The following is a 15,694-nucleotide window of genomic DNA, read 5'->3' as shown; positions in this document are numbered from 1 at the left end:
CGTACGGGCCTCAGCCTCTCCGGGCGGGGGCCGTCGCTTCGCCGAGCATCCCGGTCCACAGGGCGGGGAAGTCGGGGAGCGTCTTGGCGGTCGTCGCCACGTTCTCGACCTGCACGCCCGGCACGGCCAGTCCGATGATCGCGGCGGCGGTGGCCAGCCGGTGGTCCTCGTACGTGTGGAAGATGCCGCCGTGCAGCGCGCGCGGCCGGATGTGCAGGCCGTCCTCGGTCTCCGTGACGTCGCCGCCCAGCTCGTTGATCTCCTTGGTGAGCGCCGCCAGCCGGTCGGTCTCGTGGAGCCGCAGGTGGGCGACGCCGCGCAGGGTGGAGGGGGAGTCGGCGAGGGCGGCCACCGCGGCGATGCCCGGGGTCAGCTCGCCGACCTCGCTCAGGTCGACGTCGATGCCGTGCACGCGGCCGCTGCCGGTGAAGGTCAGCCCCTGTTCGGTCAGCTCGCAGGAACCGCCCATGGCGGTGAAGATCTCGCGCAGCGCGTCACCGGGCTGGGTGGTGCGCTCGGGCCAGTCGGGAATGGTCACCCGGCCGCCGGTGACCAGGGCAGCCGCCAGGAACGGCTGGGCGTTGGACAGGTCCGGCTCGACGATCAGGTCGCGGCCCAGCAGGGCGCCGGGGGTGACGCGCCAGACGTTCGGCTCGCCGCCCGACTCCGGGGTGTCCACCTGGGCGCCGACGCTGCGCAGCATGTCGACGGTCATCCGGATGTGCGGCATCGAGGGCAGCGCCGCGCCGACGTGCCGTACCTCGACGCCCTGGTTGAAGCGCGGGGCGGACAGCAGCAGCGCGCTGACGAACTGCGACGAGGAGGAGGCGTCGATCTCCACGGCGCCGCCCTCCAGCGCGCCGCCGCCGAACACGGTCATCGGCAGCGCGCCGCGGCCGTCGTCGTCGATCCGGGCGCCGAGCGAGCGCAGCGCGTTGATCACACCGTCGAGCGGGCGCTCGTAGGAGCGCGGGTCGCCGTCGAAGCGGATGGCGCCGTCGGCGAGGGCCGCGACCGGGGGCAGGAAGCGCATGACCGTGCCGGCGTTGCCGACGTCGACGGTTGCCGGGCCGTGCAGACCGGCCGGGATCACCCGCCACGACTCGCCTCCGCCGCCGTCCGCGCCGGCCGTCGAGGCGGCGTTGGAGGGGGCGGTCTCCTCGATGCCGACGCCCATCGTGCGCAGCGCCTCGGCCATCAGCAGGGTGTCCCGGGAGCGCAGCGGACGGCGCAGCCAGCCGGGTTCGGAGGACAGGGCGGCGAGGACGAGGCCACGGTTGGTGACCGATTTGGAGCCGGGCACGGTGACGGTCGCGTCGACCGCCCCGGCAGCTACGGGGGCGGGCCAGAGGGCGGGATGCACGGGGCTCTCGGTCATGCCCTTCACTTTAATGGCTGGACCGGGGTGCAGATCTTGATCAAAAGCGGCGCAACCTGCGGGAAACACGGCACTGATAGTGCAGGTGGAGTCACTGTGCGGGACCGCGCTCCCGGAGGCGTGCTCCGGAGCGTGCCCGTCGGGTGCCCGCGTACGGACCGTACCGGCCCGGGGCACGGCCCGTACGGGCTCAGACGTCCAGCAGCCAGCGGCCGCCGCCGGCCAGCGAGCACAGCGTCACCACATGGAAGAGTCCCAGCCAGACGGCTGCCGGTACCCGGGTGAGCCGGGCCAGCTGGTCGGGGTCGGAGTCCCCGGCCCGGCCGCGGCGCCGCTTGCCCTGGAGTTCGAAGGGCGGCCGTACGCCGCCCAGCAGCAGGAACCATACGACCGCGTACGCGAACGCCGCCTGCACCTCGGGGGCGGTCAGCCAGGAGACGAGGAAGAAGGCAGCGCCGGCCAGCACCACGGTCAGTACGCCGTACGCGTTGCGGATCATCAGCAGCATCGCGGCGAGCAGCGCGGTGGCGCCCCACAGCAGCGCCGTGATGTGCCCGGAGGCCAGCAGCCAGGCGCCGAGGAGTCCGAGCAGGGACGGCGTCACATATCCGGCGGCGGCGGTGAGGATCATGCCGAGGCCGGTCGGCTTGCCGCGCGAGACGGTCAGCCCCGACGTGTCGGAGTGCAGCCGGATGCCGGACAGCCGGCGCCCGCTGAGCAGCGCGACGAGGCCGTGCCCGCCCTCGTGGGCGATGGTGATGGCGTTACGGGACAGCCGCCAGGCGCGGTACGGGGTGATCACGGCCAGCGCGACCACCGCCGTCACGACGACGAGCCAGGGCGGCGGGTCGGGCTGGATGCCGAAAACCCTGTCCCATACGTCGGTGATATGACCGGTGTCCATCTCTCCCCTTGGTCTGGCGTGGCACTGTGGCATGCATGTGCGGACGGTATGCAGCGAGTCGCAGCCCCGAGGATCTGGTGGGGCTCTTCGAGGTCGAGAAGTGGGAACCGGAGGAGGCCCTGGCGCCCGACTGGAACATCGCCCCGACGAAGAACGTCCACGCGGTGCTCGAACGCCCCCTGAAAGACGCGGAAGACCGCCGTCCGGTTCGCCAGCTGCGGAGACTGACCTGGGGACTCGTCCCGTCCTGGGCGAAATCGCCCGATGTCGGGGTGAAGATGATCAACGCCCGTGCGGAGACGGTGCACGAGAAGCCGTCGTTCAAGCGGCCGTTCGCGGCCCGCCGCTGCCTGCTGCCCGGCGACGGCTACTACGAGTGGGTCACGGCCGCCGCCGAACGGCAGCTGGAGGAGCAGGGCAAGCGGAAGCGCCCCCGCAAGCAGCCGTACTTCGTCACCCCCGCGGACGGCCAGGTGATGGCGCTGGCCGGGCTGTACGAGTTCTGGCGCGACCGTACGCTGCCCGACGACCACCCGCAGGCGTGGTGGGTGACCTGCACGGTCGTCACCACCGAGGCCGAGATCACCCCGCTGGCGAACGCGGACGGCGGCGCGGGCCCGCAGGCGCTCGCCGACATCCACCCGCGGATGCCGCTGATCCTGACGCCCGACAAGTGGGACGCCTGGCTCGACCCGGCCCGTACGGACGTGGACGACCTGCTGCCGCTGCTCGCGCCGCCGCCCGCCGGGCTGATGCGCGCCTACCCGGTGTCGACCGATGTGAGCAATGTCCGCAACAACGGGCCCGAGCTGGTCAAGGAGCTGCCGGCGCCCGAGGAGGAAATGCTGTTCTGACGAGTGCCCGCACGTTCCGGGACCCGTGAGGCGGCAGGATGAGGGTGTGAGCGAAACAGTCGAGACTCCTGTGGGTGAGGCGCGCATCACCTGGCATCCGGCGGAGGACGCGCGGGCCGTGCTCGCCGTCAGCCACGGCGCGGGCGGCGGCATCGAGGCCCGGGACCTGCGCGCGCTGGCCGCCGCGCTGCCCGCGCGCGGCTACACCGTCGCGCTGGTCGAGCAGCCGTGGCGGGTGGCCGGCAAGAAGCTGGCACCCGCCCCCAAGACCCTGGACGCCGCGTGGACCGCGCTGTGGCCGGCGCTGGAGAAGCCGGGGCTGCCGGTGGTCGCGGGCGGGCGCAGCGCGGGGGCGCGGGTGGCCTGCCGTACGGCGCGCGGCCTGGGCGCGCACGCCGTACTGGCGCTGAGCTTCCCGCTGCACCCGCCGGGCAAGCCGGAGAAGTCGCGCGCGGACGAACTGACCGGGGCCGGGCTGCCGACGCTGGTGGTGCAGGGCGGCCGTGACCCGTTCGGGCGGCCGTCGGAGTTCCCCGAGGGCACCCGGATCGTCGAGGTGCCGCACGGGGACCACGGCTTCGCCGTACCGAAGAAGGCGGACCTCGACGAGCCGGCGGCGATGGCCCTGCTCACGGACGTGGTGGGGGAGTGGCTGGACGGCCTCTTCGCCTGACCGCGGGTGTACGCGCCTCAGTCGGCGTCCTTCTTGGAACGCGGTTTGGCGCGTACGTGCATCCGCTCGCCCTGCCGCCCGAAGAGGCTGAGGACCTCCACGGGCTTGTCGTCCGCCGGGCCGAACCAGTGCGGCAGCCGGGTGTCGAACTCCGCCGCTTCGCCGGAGCGCAGCACCACGTCCCGGTCCGCGAGCAGCAGGCGCAGCCGCCCGGACAGCACGTACATCCACTCGTAGCCCTCGTGGGTGCGCTGTTCGGGTGTGCCCGGCACCGGATCGATCACCATCTTGTACGCCTGGAGGCCGCCGGGCTGCCGGGTCAGCGGCACGAACGTCATGTGTTTGCGGCGCTGCGGCACCGCGCGGACCCGTGGATCGCCCACCTCCGGCGCGCCGACCAGCTCGTCCAGCGGCACCTGATGGGCCTGGGCGAGCGGCAGCAGCAGTTCCAGGGTGGCCTTGCGCCCGCCCGACTCCAGGCGGGAGAGGGTGCTCACCGAGATGCCCGTCGTTTCCGAGAGCGCGGCGAGCGTCACCCCTCTCTCCTGCCGCAGCCGCCGCAGCCGCGGGCCCACATCCGACAGCACCCGTTCGTACGCCTTGTCGTCCATGTCTTCATTGCCGAACCGGCAAGCGTGTTTGTCAAGGGCTCGGAGGCGTTCCGGCGGCGCCCTCCGGTCCGCGTGACCATGGTCACGTACCGCGCGCGCGGTGCGGGAATGACGTGCGGGGTGCGGCTGTTGTGCGGGTTGCAGGAACGTTGAGGGAATCTTCGAAGAATGGGAGCCCGCCGCATGGGAATCGCTTGCCCAGCCCGCCCGCAGGCCGCTGACCTGCAGTGGACACAGCTGCGCGGCACCCAGACCGCCCTTGCTGGAGCGGCGGCGGTACCGGATCGTCGTCTATTCTCCGACTCGAGCGGGTCAGCATCCGGACCCGTCACGGTGTTGGAGGAGGTGGGTCCGGTCACCGGTACCGACGCAGGGACCGACGGCACGGCAGAGGAACACGCTGGCAGCGGGACGCGGGAGACGGACGCCGAGCGCAACGCGCGCTTCGAGCGGGACGCGCTCACCTTCCTGGACCAGATGTATTCGGCCGCGCTGCGCATGACGCGCAACCCGGCCGATGCGGAGGACCTGGTTCAGGAGACGTATGCGAAGGCGTATGCGTCCTTCCACCAGTTCCGTGAGGGAACGAACCTCAAGGCGTGGCTGTACCGCATCCTCACGAACACCTTCATCAACTCCTACCGCAAGAAGCAGCGCGAACCCCAGCGCAGCGCCGCCGAGGAGATCGAGGACTGGCAGCTGGCGCGCGCGGAGTCGCATATGTCGACCGGCCTGCGCTCGGCCGAGTCGCAGGCGCTGGACCATCTGCCGGACTCCGATGTGAAGGCCGCCCTCCAGGCCATTCCGGAGGAATTCCGCATCGCGGTCTACCTCGCGGACGTCGAGGGCTTTGCGTACAAGGAGATCGCCGACATCATGGGTACACCCATCGGCACGGTGATGTCCCGTCTGCACCGCGGCCGTCGCCAACTGCGCGGCATGCTGGAGGATTACGCCCGTGAGCGTGGGCTGGTCCCCGCCGGGGCGGGCGCTGCGACCGCGCAGTCGTCGCAGCCGCACGATCGGAAAGGCTCGGGATCATGAGCTGCGGAGAGCCGCACGAGAAGGACTGCTCAGAGGTCCTCGACCATCTGTACGAGTATCTCGACCGCGAGATGCCGGCCGGTGAATGCGAGAAGTTCCAGGAGCACTTCGACGAGTGCTCGCCCTGCCTGGAGAAGTACGGGCTGGAGCAGGCCGTCAAGAAGCTCGTCAAGCGCTGCTGCGGCCATGACGACGTGCCGACCGATCTGCGCTCGAAGGTCATGGGCCGGATCGACCTGATCCGCGCGGGCGAGGCGGTGCCCGAGCAGAGCGTGCTGGAGCAGGCGAAGCAGGAGCAGGCGGAGGCCCGTGCCGCCGCGGCCGCCAAGGCCCCCGAGCAGGCGTCCGGGCCCGGCCCGGACGGCACGCTCGACGCGCGCGGTGAGACCGCGCGGGCCGAATAAGCGGCGTATCACCCGATGGGGTGAGGGGCGGGACGATGCGTCCCGCCCGGATCTTCACAGTTCTCCCGCCCGCAGGGCACCAACTCCCGCACAGCGGTTCGGTGTTCCCACCCGCCTCGCTGCCGGGTGCCACCCTCGCCCCCACCGGTGAGCGCACCTCGCGCGATCCCCGGAGCGGGGCGCGAGCGCGGTGCCAGGGGCCTCATCCGACGTACCGCCCGGCCGTGTTGCCGGCGGCCGTCCTGTTGCGCATTGCGTACGGACGTTCGTGTCGCATGCCCCGCCCAGATCGCCACAAACACCCGCGCAAGGTCACGGAACCGATGGGTAATGAGCGGCCCCGGAGATGGGCATGGTTGGATGCGAAGGAACCCCCACGAACGGGGATTCAGGGGGTCGGCGAAAGGCAAGGAGCCGATGAGGGGGTCGGTGGCGGGCCGCGGCCGGCGCGGCAACCGGGCTGAGCCCGGCGGCAATCTGTGGCAGGTTGTCGAGTGGGCCCTCGAACGGCCCCCGGCCTTGGTCCGGGGCGGCATCCAGGAAGCAACCAGCAGGCGGGAATCGTGAGGATCTTCGGCAAGGTACGGCACCGGCCCTCCGCCTCGTGGCGGCAGGCGACCGACCGCGCTTTCACGCTGATCGGTGACGGCCGTTACGAGGACGCGGGCGCGCTGCTGACCCGGGCGGCGGACATGGAGCCGTGGCTGTCGGAGTCCTGGTTCAACCTCGCGCTGCTGCACAAGTTCCGGCACGACTGGGAGCAGGCGCGCGCCGCCGGGCTCCGCGCGGTCGCCCTGCTGGACCGCGAGGCCGAGGCCCCCGACTGGTGGAACGTGGGCATCGCGGCCACCGCCCTCCAGGACTGGCCGCTGGCCCGGCGCGCCTGGCAGGCGTACGGCCTCAAGGTCCCCGGCGAGGGTTCGCCGTCCGCCGAACCGGTCGGCATGGAGCTGGGCAGCGCCGCCGTGCGCCTGTCGCCCGAGGGCGAGGCCGAGGTGGTCTGGGGCCGCCGGCTGGACCCGGCCCGTATCGAGGTGCTCTCCATCCCGCTGCCGTCCTCCGGGCGGCGCTGGGGCGAGGTCGTGCTGCACGACGGCGTACCGAACGGCGAGCGCACCACCGCGGCGGGACCGTCCTTCCCCGTGTTCGACGAGATCGAGCTGTGGGCGCCCTCCCCGGTCCCCACCTGGGTGGTGCTCCTGGAGGCCGCCACGGAGGCCGACCGCGACGCCCTGGAGCGGCTGGCCGCCGACGCGGGCTTTGCCGCGGAGGACTGGTCGTCCTCCGTCCGCCTGCTGTGCCGTACGTGCTCCGAGAGCCGGATGCCCAGCGACGAGGGCGAGGGCGAGCACCTGGACCCGCACGATCACAGCGAACCGGGCCACCCGGGGCCGCTGGGCCACCGTACGGCGGGCTCCGGCTCGCTGTGGGTGCCGGAGCGCGAGTGCGGCATCGCCGCGCCCGCCGGCCTGGTGCGCGGCCTGCTGGACGGCTGGGTCGCGGACAGCCCGGACACCCGGGAGTGGCGCGATCTGGAAGAGGTCTGCTGAGGGCCGTCGGGCCGCCCCGTAGGCTGGTGGACGAAGAATTTCGGGTTTCCAGGAAGGCGTACGGCGGAGATGGCGCAACAGCCTGTTTTTGACCACAACGAGGAGCGGGCGGCGGAGGGCTTCGTCGACGACGTGACCGGCGCGGACGAGCGGGAGAAGGCGCACCGCGAGCGCGGTACGTCCCGCCCGATCACCGTCGTCGGCAACCCGGTGCTGCACAAGGAGTGCAAGGACGTCACCGAGTTCGACGACAAGCTGGCCCAGCTCATCGACGACATGTTCGCCAGCCAGCGCACGGCCGAGGGCGTCGGCCTGGCCGCCAACCAGATCGGCGTGGACCTGAAGGTCTTCGTGTACGACTGCCTGGACGACGAGGGCGTGCGCCACGTCGGCGCGGTCTGCAACCCGGTCCTGGAGGACCTGCCGGTCGAGCGGCGGGTGCTGGACGACTCCAACGAGGGCTGCCTGTCGGTGCCCGGCGCGTACGCGGAGCTGGCCCGCCCCGATTACGCGGTCGTCAGCGGCCAGGACGCCGAGGGCAACCCGATCAAGGTCGCCGGCACCGGCTACTTCGCGCGCTGCCTCCAGCACGAGACCGACCACCTGTACGGCTACCTGTACATCGACCGGCTCTCCAAGCGCGACCGCAAGGACGCGCTGAAGCAGATGGCCGAGCGCGAGCCGCGGTACCCGGTCGTCGCCAACGACTGAGCCGCGCCCGGCCGCCGCCTCACCCCGTGGCGTACGCCGCCCAGACGCGGGGCGGTATGCCGTTGCCGAACCGCATGTCGCCGCCCACGCCCTCCATGGGCAGCAGCCGCGGCGCCCCCGGCTCGGCGCGGAAGACGGTGACGGCGGTGGTCAGCCCGCCGCCGCGGGTGCCGTCGTTGCCGATGAACCACGCCGACCGCATGCGGTCCTGCGGCCCGGTGCCGCCCGCCCAGATGCCGCGCGGCAGCTTCGCCACGGTCTCCGGGGGCAGCGTCTTCCCGGCGTACGCCCGGAGCGCCCAGTTGATGCCGTGCGCCGCCCCGGGCGTCAATACGCGGCGCGGGGCGGGCGGCGTGAGGCCCGGCAGCGGCGTGCCGTCGTGTTCCACCCTGGTCACTGAGTACGGCTCGGTCCGGCTGCCGTCGTTGCCGAAGAGCGAGTACGCGCCGGCCAGCCGGATCGCGCTGGGCGTGGAGGTGCCGAGCGGGAAGGTGGGCTCCAGGCGCGCCAGGCTCGTCTTGTGCAGGCCCGCCTCGATCGCCAGATCCCGTACCTTCTCCAGGCCCAAACGCCGGCCCGCGGCGACGAACGGCGGATGTGCGGAGGTCACCAGGCCGTCGTACAGGTCCGGCGGTACGGCGGCCTGCACGGTGGCCGTGCCCGCGGCGGGTGCGTCAGCGGGCGCGGCGACGGCCTTCTCGGGCGCGGTGTCGCGGAGCGCGGCGGCCATCACGAAAGGCTTGAAGGCCGAGCCGGCCGGTACGCCCGCGGTGTCCGCGTTGTTCGCGAAGTGCTGTGTGGCGTCCGGACCGCCGTAGAGCGCGACGAGCGCGCCGTCCTTGGGCCGTACCGACGCGGCACCGAATTCCACGTGCGCGTCGGCGGCCCGCTTCTTCGGGTCGATACTGCGGCGCCGCTCGTCCTCCACCGCTTTCGTCAGCCGCGTCACCTTGTCCTTCTCGAAGGTGGTGTGAATGCGGTAGCCGCCGCGTGCGAGATCGCGGTCGGTCAGGCCGGTACGGCTCTTGAGATACTTCTTCGCGGCGTCGACGAGATAGCCGGTCTGGCCCCTCTGACTGGTCGGGGTGACAGGTTTGCGCGGCTCGGGGAACCGTGTGTACCGGGCGCGCTCCTCCCGGCTCATCCGACCGGTTTCCACCTCGCGGTCCAGAATCCACTTCCACCGCGCCACCGCACGCCGGTGGTTGGCCTCGCTCAGCGCCGGATCGTACTGCTCGGCCCCTTTGAGCAGCGCGGCCAGCGCCGCACCCTGGCTGGGGTCCAGGTCCTTGGCCGGAATGCCGTAGTACGCGTTCGCGGCGGCCTGGATACCGAACGAATGCCGCCCGAAATAACTGGTGTTGAGGTACCCCTGGAGTATCTCCGACTTGGACTTGCGGTTGTCCAGCTTCAGCGCGATGAAGAACTCCTTCACCTTGCGCTTGAGCGTCTGGTCCTGCGAGAGGTACGTGTTCTTCACATACTGCTGGGTGATGGTGGAGCCGCCCTGCGCGTCCTGGCCCTGGGCCATGTTCACCGCGGCCCGCGCGATACCGGAGAGCGAGACCCCGGAATCGGAGTAGAAACTCGCGTTCTCGGCGGCGATCACGGCGTGTTCCACCGGGTCGGGCACCTGGTCGAGGGTCACGTTCTGCCGGTTGACGGCACCCTCGGTCACCATCTGGCTGCCATCCGCCCAGTAGAAGACGGTGGCTTCCTGGCGCGCGGCGGCGTTCTCGTCCGGGATGCCGACCTGGGCGTACACGAAGGCGAAGAGCCCGGCGAATCCGGCCGCGCCGATGGCCGTGACGCCGAGCTGCTGTCTCCAGGACGGCAGCCACCGGCGCCATCCGTTACGGCCCCGGCGGGGATAGTCGATGAACCGCTTTTTCGGTTGCTCGCTGCCCTTCATATAACGGGAGAGCAGGCGGCATACGGCAGGGTTGCCGTCGCCGGCGCGTTGTCATCGACTCATCAAATCCGGTCCGGATTCGTCGGACATAAAGAAACGGCCGGGGCCGGTCCGCACCTGCGGACCGGCCCCGGCACGGTGGATCAGAACTCGTCGTCGAAGGAGACCGAGCCCTCGACGGCGACCTGGTAGGCCGAGGCACGCCGCTCGAAGAAGTTGGTCAGCTCCTGGACGTTCTGCAGCTCCATGAAGGAGAACGGGTTCTCCGAGCCGTACACCGGCGCGAAGCCCAGGCGCTGCAGGCGCTGGTCGGCCACGCACTGGAGGTATTCGCGCATCGACTCGGTGTTCATGCCCGGCAGCCCGTCACCGCACAGGTCCCGGCCGAACTGCAGCTCCGCCTCGACGGCCTCCTTGAGCATGTCGGTGACCTGGCGCTCCAGCTCCTCGTCGAAGAGGTCCGGCTCCTCCTCGCGCACCGTGTCCACGACCGAGAACGCGAAGTTCATGTGCATGGTCTCGTCGCGGAAGACCCAGTTGGTGCCGGTGGCCAGGCCGTGCAGCAGGCCGCGCGAACGGAACCAGTACACGTAGGCGAAGGCGCCGTAGAAGAACAGCCCCTCGATGCAGGCCGCGAAGCAGATCAGGTTCAGCAGGAAGCGGCGGCGGTCGGCCTTCGACTCCAGGCGGTCGATGGTCTCGACCGAATCCATCCACTTGAAGCAGAACTCGGCCTTTTCCCGGATGGAGGGAATGTTCTCCACCGCGGCGAACGCGGCGGCGCGGTCGTCCGGGTCGGGCAGATAGGTGTCCAGCAGCGTCAGATAGAACTGGACGTGCACGGCCTCCTCGAACAGCTGCCGGCTCAGGTAGAGCCGCGCCTCGGGGGAGTTGATGTGCTTGTAGAGCGTCAGCACGAGGTTGTTCGCCACGATCGAGTCACCGGTCGCGAAGAACGCGACAAGCCGGCCGATCATGTGCTGCTCGCCGGGCGAGAGCTTGGCGAGGTCGGCGACGTCGGAGTGGAGGTCGACCTCCTCCACCGTCCAGGTGTTCTTGATCGCGTCGCGGTAGCGCTCGTAGAAGTCCGGGTAGCGCATCGGGCGCAGGGTCAGCTCGAAGCCCGGGTCGAGGAGGTTCTTGCTGCCGGTGGTGGCGGTGTGCGAGGCGGCGGCGGACGTCTCGGTCTTCTCAGGGGTAGTGGTCATGGTTACTGGCATGCCTCGCAGGACTCGGGGTTTTCCAGGGAGCAGGCGACGGCCTCGGGGTCGGCCGCCTGGGTGGGTACGGGAGCGGGCTGCGCGCCCCCGCCCGTGCCGCGCGCGGACTGGGCGATCCGGGTCGCCGGCCGCGAGCGCAGGTAGTACGTGGTCTTGATGCCGCGCTTCCAGGCGTAGGCGTACATCGAGCTGAGCTTGCCGATGGTCGGCGACGCCATGAACAGGTTCAGCGACTGGCTCTGGTCGAGGTAGGGCGTACGGTCCGCCGCCATGTCGATCAGCGCGCGCTGCGGGATCTCCCAGGCCGTCCGGTACAGCTCGCGGATCTCCGCGGGGATCCAGTCCAGCTCCTGTACCGAGCCGTTGCCCTCGCGCAGCGCGTCACGGGTCCGCTCGTCCCACAGGCCCAGCGCCTTCAGCTCCTCGATCAGGTACGCGTTGACCTGGAGGAACTCGCCGCTCAGCGTCTCGCGCTTGAACAGGTTGGAGACCTGCGGCTCGATGCACTCGTACACGCCCGCGATCGAGGCGATGGTCGCGGTCGGCGCGATGGCCAGCAGCAGCGAGTTGCGCATGCCGGTCGCCGCGATACGGGTGCGCAGCGCCGCCCACCGGTCCGCCCAGCGCGGCTCGGCGTTCGGGTAGTGGTCGGGGTGCAGCACGCCGCGGGCCGTACGGGTCGCGGACCAGGCCGGGTGCGGGCCGTGCCGCTCGGCGAGGTCGGCGGACGCCTCGTAGGCGGCCAGCATGATCCGCTCGGAGATACGGGTGGACAGCTCGCGCGCCTCGGGCGAGTCGAAGCCGAGCCGCAGCCGGAAGAAGACGTCCTGGAGGCCCATCAGGCCCAGACCTACCGGCCGCCAGCGCGAGTTGGAGGCGCCGGCCTGCTCGGTCGGGTAGAAGTTGATGTCCACCACGCGGTCCAGGAAGGTCACGGCCGTACGGACCGTGGCGTCCAGCCGCTCCCAGTCCATCGCCTCCTCCCAGCCGTTGGCCTCGTTGCCGAGGTGGGCGGCGAGGTTGACCGAGCCGAGGTTGCAGACCGCGGTCTCGCCGTCGTCGGTGACCTCCAGGATCTCGGTGCACAGGTTCGAGGAGTGCACCACCTTGCCGGGCTCGGCGGTCTGGTTGGCGGTGCGGTTGGCGGCGTCCTTGAAGGTCATCCAGCCGTTGCCGGTCTGCGCGAGGGTGCGCATCATCCGCGCGTACAGGATGCGCGCCGGGACCTGCTTGACGGCCAGGCCCGCGGCCTCCGCCTTGCGGTACGCGGTGTCGAACTCGTCGCCGTACAGGTCCACCAGCTCCGGCACGTCGCTGGGGGAGAACAGCGACCAGTCGGCGTCCGCCTCGACGCGGCGCATGAACTCGTCGGGGATCCAGTGCGCGATGTTCAGATTGTGGGTGCGCCGGGCGTCCTCGCCCGTGTTGTCGCGCAGCTCCAGGAACTCCTCCAGGTCCGCGTGCCAGGTCTCCAGGTAGACGCAGGCCGCGCCCTTGCGCCGGCCGCCCTGGTTCACGGCCGCGACCGAGGCGTCCAGGGTGCGCAGGAACGGCACGATGCCGTTGGAGTGGCCGTTGGTGCCGCGGATCAGCGAGCCGCGGGCGCGCACCCGGGAGTACGACAGGCCGATGCCGCCGGCGTGCTTCGACAGGCGTGCGACCTGGTGGTAGCGGTCGTAGATCGAGTCCAGCTCGTCCAGTGGGGAGTCCAGCAGGTAGCAGGAGGACATCTGCGGGTGCCGGGTGCCGGAGTTGAACAGGGTGGGGGAGGACGGCAGGTACGACAGCGTGCTGGTCAGCCGGTACAGCTCGGCGACGTCGTCCACGGCCCGCTCGCTGTGGTCCTCGGCCAGACCGCAGGCCACGCGCAGCAGGAAGTGCTGCGGGGTCTCGATGACCTGCCGGGAGATCGGGTGGCGCAGCAGGTAGCGGGAGTGCAGGGTGCGCAGGCCGAAGTAGCCGAACCGGTCGTCGGCGCCGTCCGCCAGGGCCCGGTCGACCAGCGCGTCCAGGCGCGCCGCGTGGGTCCGTACGAACTCGGCCGTGTCGTCGGCGATCAGACCCTCGCGGTGGCCGGTGGCGACGGAGGCGGAGAAGGCGGTCGCCCCCTCCGCGGCCGCCTCCTCCGCGATGGCGCGGGTCAGCAGGCGGGCGGCCAGCTTGGAGTACTGCGGCTCGTCGCCGATCAGGCCGGCGGCGGCCTCCATGGCCAGCGAGCGCAGCTCGGCCTCGTCGGAGCCGGCGTGGCGGCCGCGCAGCGCGGCGGCGGCGATCTTGCCGGGGTCGGTGGCGTCCAGGTCGGCGGTGAGGTCGGTCAGCGTGCGCAGCAGCGCGGTGCCGGGGCCGTCCCCGGCCCGGCCGCCGGCGTCCTGCCGGGGCTTCGTGTCCTTCGCGGGCTGCACGACCTGCTGGGTTGACGCGGGCTCCGTTGGCGCGATGGTCACGTGCTGCTCTCCCTCACTCGGCGGGGGCCGGGGGAGGAGCGCGACGGCCGCGTACGGGCGTGCGGCACCCCTGGCACGGCGAGGGGCGCGCGGGCACACCGCGCAGCGTCCACCGGCCCAACCCGCGAGGCCCGGACGTATCGACGACCGCGCCGGGGGTGGCGCGGGCGTACTGCGGGCAGGTCTTCGGACTCACGGGTGCGGATTGCCGCACTTCGTACACCGTTGCGGGACAGTTCCGGATTCGCACCGGATTCCCCTGCGACGACAGCGAGCACGAGCATACATCTTGTGCTGCCTCGTGCACCCACCCCCATATCTTGTGTCGCGTTGTAACGGGGTTGTCCCGAGCCGTGGTATTCGGCAGCCGTTCCAACGTCGTTCGCAGGGGCTCTGCGGGGCCCCTGCGAAGGCTTCCTGGAGCCGTTGTGGGCCTTGCGGCCGGGGGCTGACGGCCCTCCTGGACAGGGGCTGATGCAGGGGGCGTATTGGTGGCGCGGAATGTCCCTGATGCGTTGACCGGGACTCCTGAAGCGTATTGGCTCCTTGTCTGCTCCGTCGCCCGGCGGGGCGGGTGGGGGACGTGATGTGAGGGGGAACATGCGAAGAAACGGTGCTGCGCGTGGCGTGGCCAGAACCGTGGGGCTGCTGGCCGGAGCGTGTGCCGTGGCGGGGATGCTGCCCGCGACGGCCGCTGCCGCGCGGCCGGCGGCCCCGGCGACCGAACGGGTCAGTGTCGCCGCCGACGGGACGCAGGGAAACGGTTTCTCGGGCGGTCCGACGCTCAGCGCGAACGGGCGGTTCGTGGCATTCACCTCGGAAGCCACCAATCTGGGACCCGCCGACGCCAACGGCCAACAGGACGTCCACGTCAAGGATTTACGGACGGGAAAGGTCGACCTGGTCAGCGTCGCCGGTGACGGCACCCGTGGCAACGCCCTGTCGGGGTCGCCCGAGATCAGTGCCGACGGGCGGTATGTGGCCTTCTACTCCTCGGCGTCGAACCTGGTGCCCGGCGACACCAACGGCGAGGGCGACGTCTTCGTCCACGACCGGCTGACCGGCCGCACCACGAGCCCCACCGCGGGCGCGGGCACGTCCCCGTACGGCTACGGGGTGCAGAACTTCGCCCTCAGCGGCAGCGGCCGCCACCTCGCCTTCGGCTCGTACCGCGCGGACCTGGTGCCCGGCGACACCAACGAGCGCCTGGACATCTTCGTCCACGATGTGCAGAAGAAAACGACGCAACGCGTCAGTGTGGCGAGCGACGGCGCCCAGGCCGACGGCCCCTCCGCCTTCCCGTCGATCAGCGCCGACGGCCGCCGGGTGGCGTTCACCTCCAAGGCGACGAATCTCACCCCCGCCGGGCCCGGCTTCCGCCGCCCGCCGCCGCAGGACCCCATGTACGTCCACGACCTGGACACCGGGCGGACGAGCGTGGCGAGCCTCGGCTCGACCGGCGCCGTGGTCGGCGTGTCGCCGTTCCCGCGGCTCAGCCCCGACGGCCGGCACGCGGTCTTCACCTCCGTGGCCGACGACGTGGTGCCGGGCGACACCAATCGCACCTACGACATCTTCGACCGCGACCTGGACAAGGGCACCACCCGGCTGGTGTCCCGCGCGCACGACGGGACCCAGGGCAACGGCTGGTCCTCCGACGGGCGGCTCAGCGCGGACAACCGGCGGCTCTTCTTCACCGCGGCGGCGACCAACCTGGTGCCCGGCGACACCAACGGCCAGGTGGACGCCTTCGTCCGCGACCTGCGCACCGGGCGGGTCGAGCGGATCAACGTCACCGCGGACGGCGGCCAGTCGTCCTCCTGGACCAATGCCGCGGTGCCCGACGCCTCCGGGCGGCTGGCGGTCTTCGACTCGCGCGACGACGGGCTGGTGCCCGGCGACACGAACGGGACGGGCGATGTCTTCGTCCGCCGGCTCCCGCACTGACGCAACGGCGACGCATCCACGTACCCATCAGGAGGGGAACCC

At 71.3% G+C, this 15,694-nt stretch carries 13 protein-coding genes and 1 riboswitch; of the genes, 7 read left to right on the top strand and 6 right to left on the bottom strand.

Features of this window, described 5'->3' with window-relative positions; genetic code table 11:
* Positions 1–10: 10 nt before the first annotated feature.
* On the bottom strand, positions 11–1,378 hold the full coding sequence (gene aroA, locus CP984_RS13300) for a 3-phosphoshikimate 1-carboxyvinyltransferase (protein WP_003983260.1): 1,368 nt from the start codon (positions 1,376–1,378) through the stop codon (positions 11–13).
* 190 nt (positions 1,379–1,568) lie between these two features.
* Positions 1,569–2,282 (bottom strand): M50 family metallopeptidase, encoded by a 714-nt coding sequence (locus CP984_RS13295; protein WP_003983259.1) that lies wholly within the window; start codon positions 2,280–2,282, stop codon positions 1,569–1,571.
* Between the two features lie 35 nt (positions 2,283–2,317).
* On the opposite strand from CP984_RS13295, the gene CP984_RS13290 reads away from it, so the two are divergent.
* A complete protein-coding gene (locus tag CP984_RS13290) occupies positions 2,318–3,136 on the top strand; it encodes an SOS response-associated peptidase (RefSeq protein ID WP_003983258.1) in 819 nt (272 codons plus the stop codon).
* A 46-nt stretch (positions 3,137–3,182) separates the two neighbouring features.
* Complete coding sequence (locus tag CP984_RS13285; protein ID WP_030182780.1) at positions 3,183–3,809, top strand: alpha/beta hydrolase family protein; 627 nt, start codon at positions 3,183–3,185, stop codon at positions 3,807–3,809.
* A gap of 17 nt (positions 3,810–3,826) precedes the next feature.
* Here the strand turns inward: CP984_RS13285 and CP984_RS13280 are convergent, their stop codons facing one another.
* The gene (locus CP984_RS13280; protein ID WP_003983256.1) at positions 3,827–4,420 is read right to left on the bottom strand and encodes a helix-turn-helix domain-containing protein; all 594 of its coding nucleotides are present in this window, start codon (positions 4,418–4,420) and stop codon (positions 3,827–3,829) included.
* 345 nt (positions 4,421–4,765) lie between these two features.
* Between CP984_RS13280 and CP984_RS13275 the strand changes: the two genes are divergently transcribed.
* The 4 genes from CP984_RS13275 to def all read left to right on the top strand — a co-directional run bounded on the left by CP984_RS13275 (position 4,766) and on the right by def (position 8,129).
* Positions 4,766–5,464, top strand: coding sequence for a sigma-70 family RNA polymerase sigma factor (locus CP984_RS13275; protein WP_003983255.1), 699 nt, complete (start codon positions 4,766–4,768; stop codon positions 5,462–5,464).
* On the top strand, positions 5,461–5,868 hold the full coding sequence (rsrA, locus tag CP984_RS13270) for a mycothiol system anti-sigma-R factor (protein ID WP_003983254.1): 408 nt from the start codon (positions 5,461–5,463) through the stop codon (positions 5,866–5,868). Before CP984_RS13275 ends, rsrA begins: the two co-directional genes overlap by 4 nt.
* A 563-nt stretch (positions 5,869–6,431) precedes the next feature.
* Positions 6,432–7,418, top strand: coding sequence for a tetratricopeptide repeat protein (locus tag CP984_RS13265; protein ID WP_003983253.1), 987 nt, complete (start codon positions 6,432–6,434; stop codon positions 7,416–7,418).
* Positions 7,419–7,487: 69 nt separating this feature from the next.
* Positions 7,488–8,129, top strand: coding sequence for a peptide deformylase (gene def, locus CP984_RS13260; RefSeq protein ID WP_003983252.1), 642 nt, complete (start codon positions 7,488–7,490; stop codon positions 8,127–8,129).
* Between the two features lie 19 nt (positions 8,130–8,148).
* On the opposite strand, the gene CP984_RS13255 is transcribed toward def, so the two are convergent.
* From CP984_RS13255 to CP984_RS13245, 3 genes are all read right to left on the bottom strand, one after another.
* The gene (locus CP984_RS13255) at positions 8,149–10,041 is read right to left on the bottom strand and encodes a transglycosylase domain-containing protein (RefSeq protein WP_003983251.1); all 1,893 of its coding nucleotides are present in this window, start codon (positions 10,039–10,041) and stop codon (positions 8,149–8,151) included.
* Between the two features lie 143 nt (positions 10,042–10,184).
* Positions 10,185–11,249, bottom strand: a complete 1,065-nt coding sequence (locus tag CP984_RS13250) for a ribonucleotide-diphosphate reductase subunit beta (RefSeq protein ID WP_003983250.1) — start codon at positions 11,247–11,249, stop codon at positions 10,185–10,187.
* Between the two features lie 2 nt (positions 11,250–11,251).
* Complete coding sequence (locus CP984_RS13245) at positions 11,252–13,705, bottom strand: ribonucleoside-diphosphate reductase subunit alpha (RefSeq protein ID WP_003983249.1); 2,454 nt, start codon at positions 13,703–13,705, stop codon at positions 11,252–11,254.
* A 160-nt stretch (positions 13,706–13,865) separates the two neighbouring features.
* Positions 13,866–14,029, bottom strand: a riboswitch (cobalamin riboswitch).
* 303 nt (positions 14,030–14,332) lie between these two features.
* Between CP984_RS13245 and CP984_RS13240 the strand changes: the two genes are divergently transcribed.
* Entirely contained in the window at positions 14,333–15,652 is a 1,320-nt protein-coding gene (locus CP984_RS13240; protein ID WP_158182438.1) for a TolB family protein, read from the top strand.
* Positions 15,653–15,694 lie beyond the last annotated feature (42 nt).

It is taken from the genome of Streptomyces rimosus, from assembly GCF_008704655.1.
GTDB lineage: Bacteria > Actinomycetota > Actinomycetes > Streptomycetales > Streptomycetaceae > Streptomyces > Streptomyces rimosus.
Note: the sequence above shows the minus strand (reverse complement) of the source record. Positions and strands in the feature narration are given on the sequence as shown.

What these genes read in the sequence shown, in the direction of transcription:
- aroA (WP_003983260.1), bottom strand. Translation starts at nt 1,378, where the DNA reads ATGACCGAGAGCCCCGTGCATCCCGCCCTCTGGCCCGCCCCCGTAGCT.
- CP984_RS13295 (WP_003983259.1), bottom strand. Translation starts at nt 2,282, where the DNA reads ATGGACACCGGTCATATCACCGACGTATGGGACAGGGTTTTCGGCATC.
- CP984_RS13290 (WP_003983258.1), top strand. Translation starts at nt 2,318, where the DNA reads ATGTGCGGACGGTATGCAGCGAGTCGCAGCCCCGAGGATCTGGTGGGG.
- CP984_RS13280 (WP_003983256.1), bottom strand. Translation starts at nt 4,420, where the DNA reads ATGGACGACAAGGCGTACGAACGGGTGCTGTCGGATGTGGGCCCGCGG.
- rsrA (WP_003983254.1), top strand. Translation starts at nt 5,461, where the DNA reads ATGAGCTGCGGAGAGCCGCACGAGAAGGACTGCTCAGAGGTCCTCGAC.
- def (WP_003983252.1), top strand. Translation starts at nt 7,488, where the DNA reads ATGGCGCAACAGCCTGTTTTTGACCACAACGAGGAGCGGGCGGCGGAG.
- CP984_RS13255 (WP_003983251.1), bottom strand. Translation starts at nt 10,041, where the DNA reads ATGAAGGGCAGCGAGCAACCGAAAAAGCGGTTCATCGACTATCCCCGC.
- CP984_RS13250 (WP_003983250.1), bottom strand. Translation starts at nt 11,249, where the DNA reads ATGACCACTACCCCTGAGAAGACCGAGACGTCCGCCGCCGCCTCGCAC.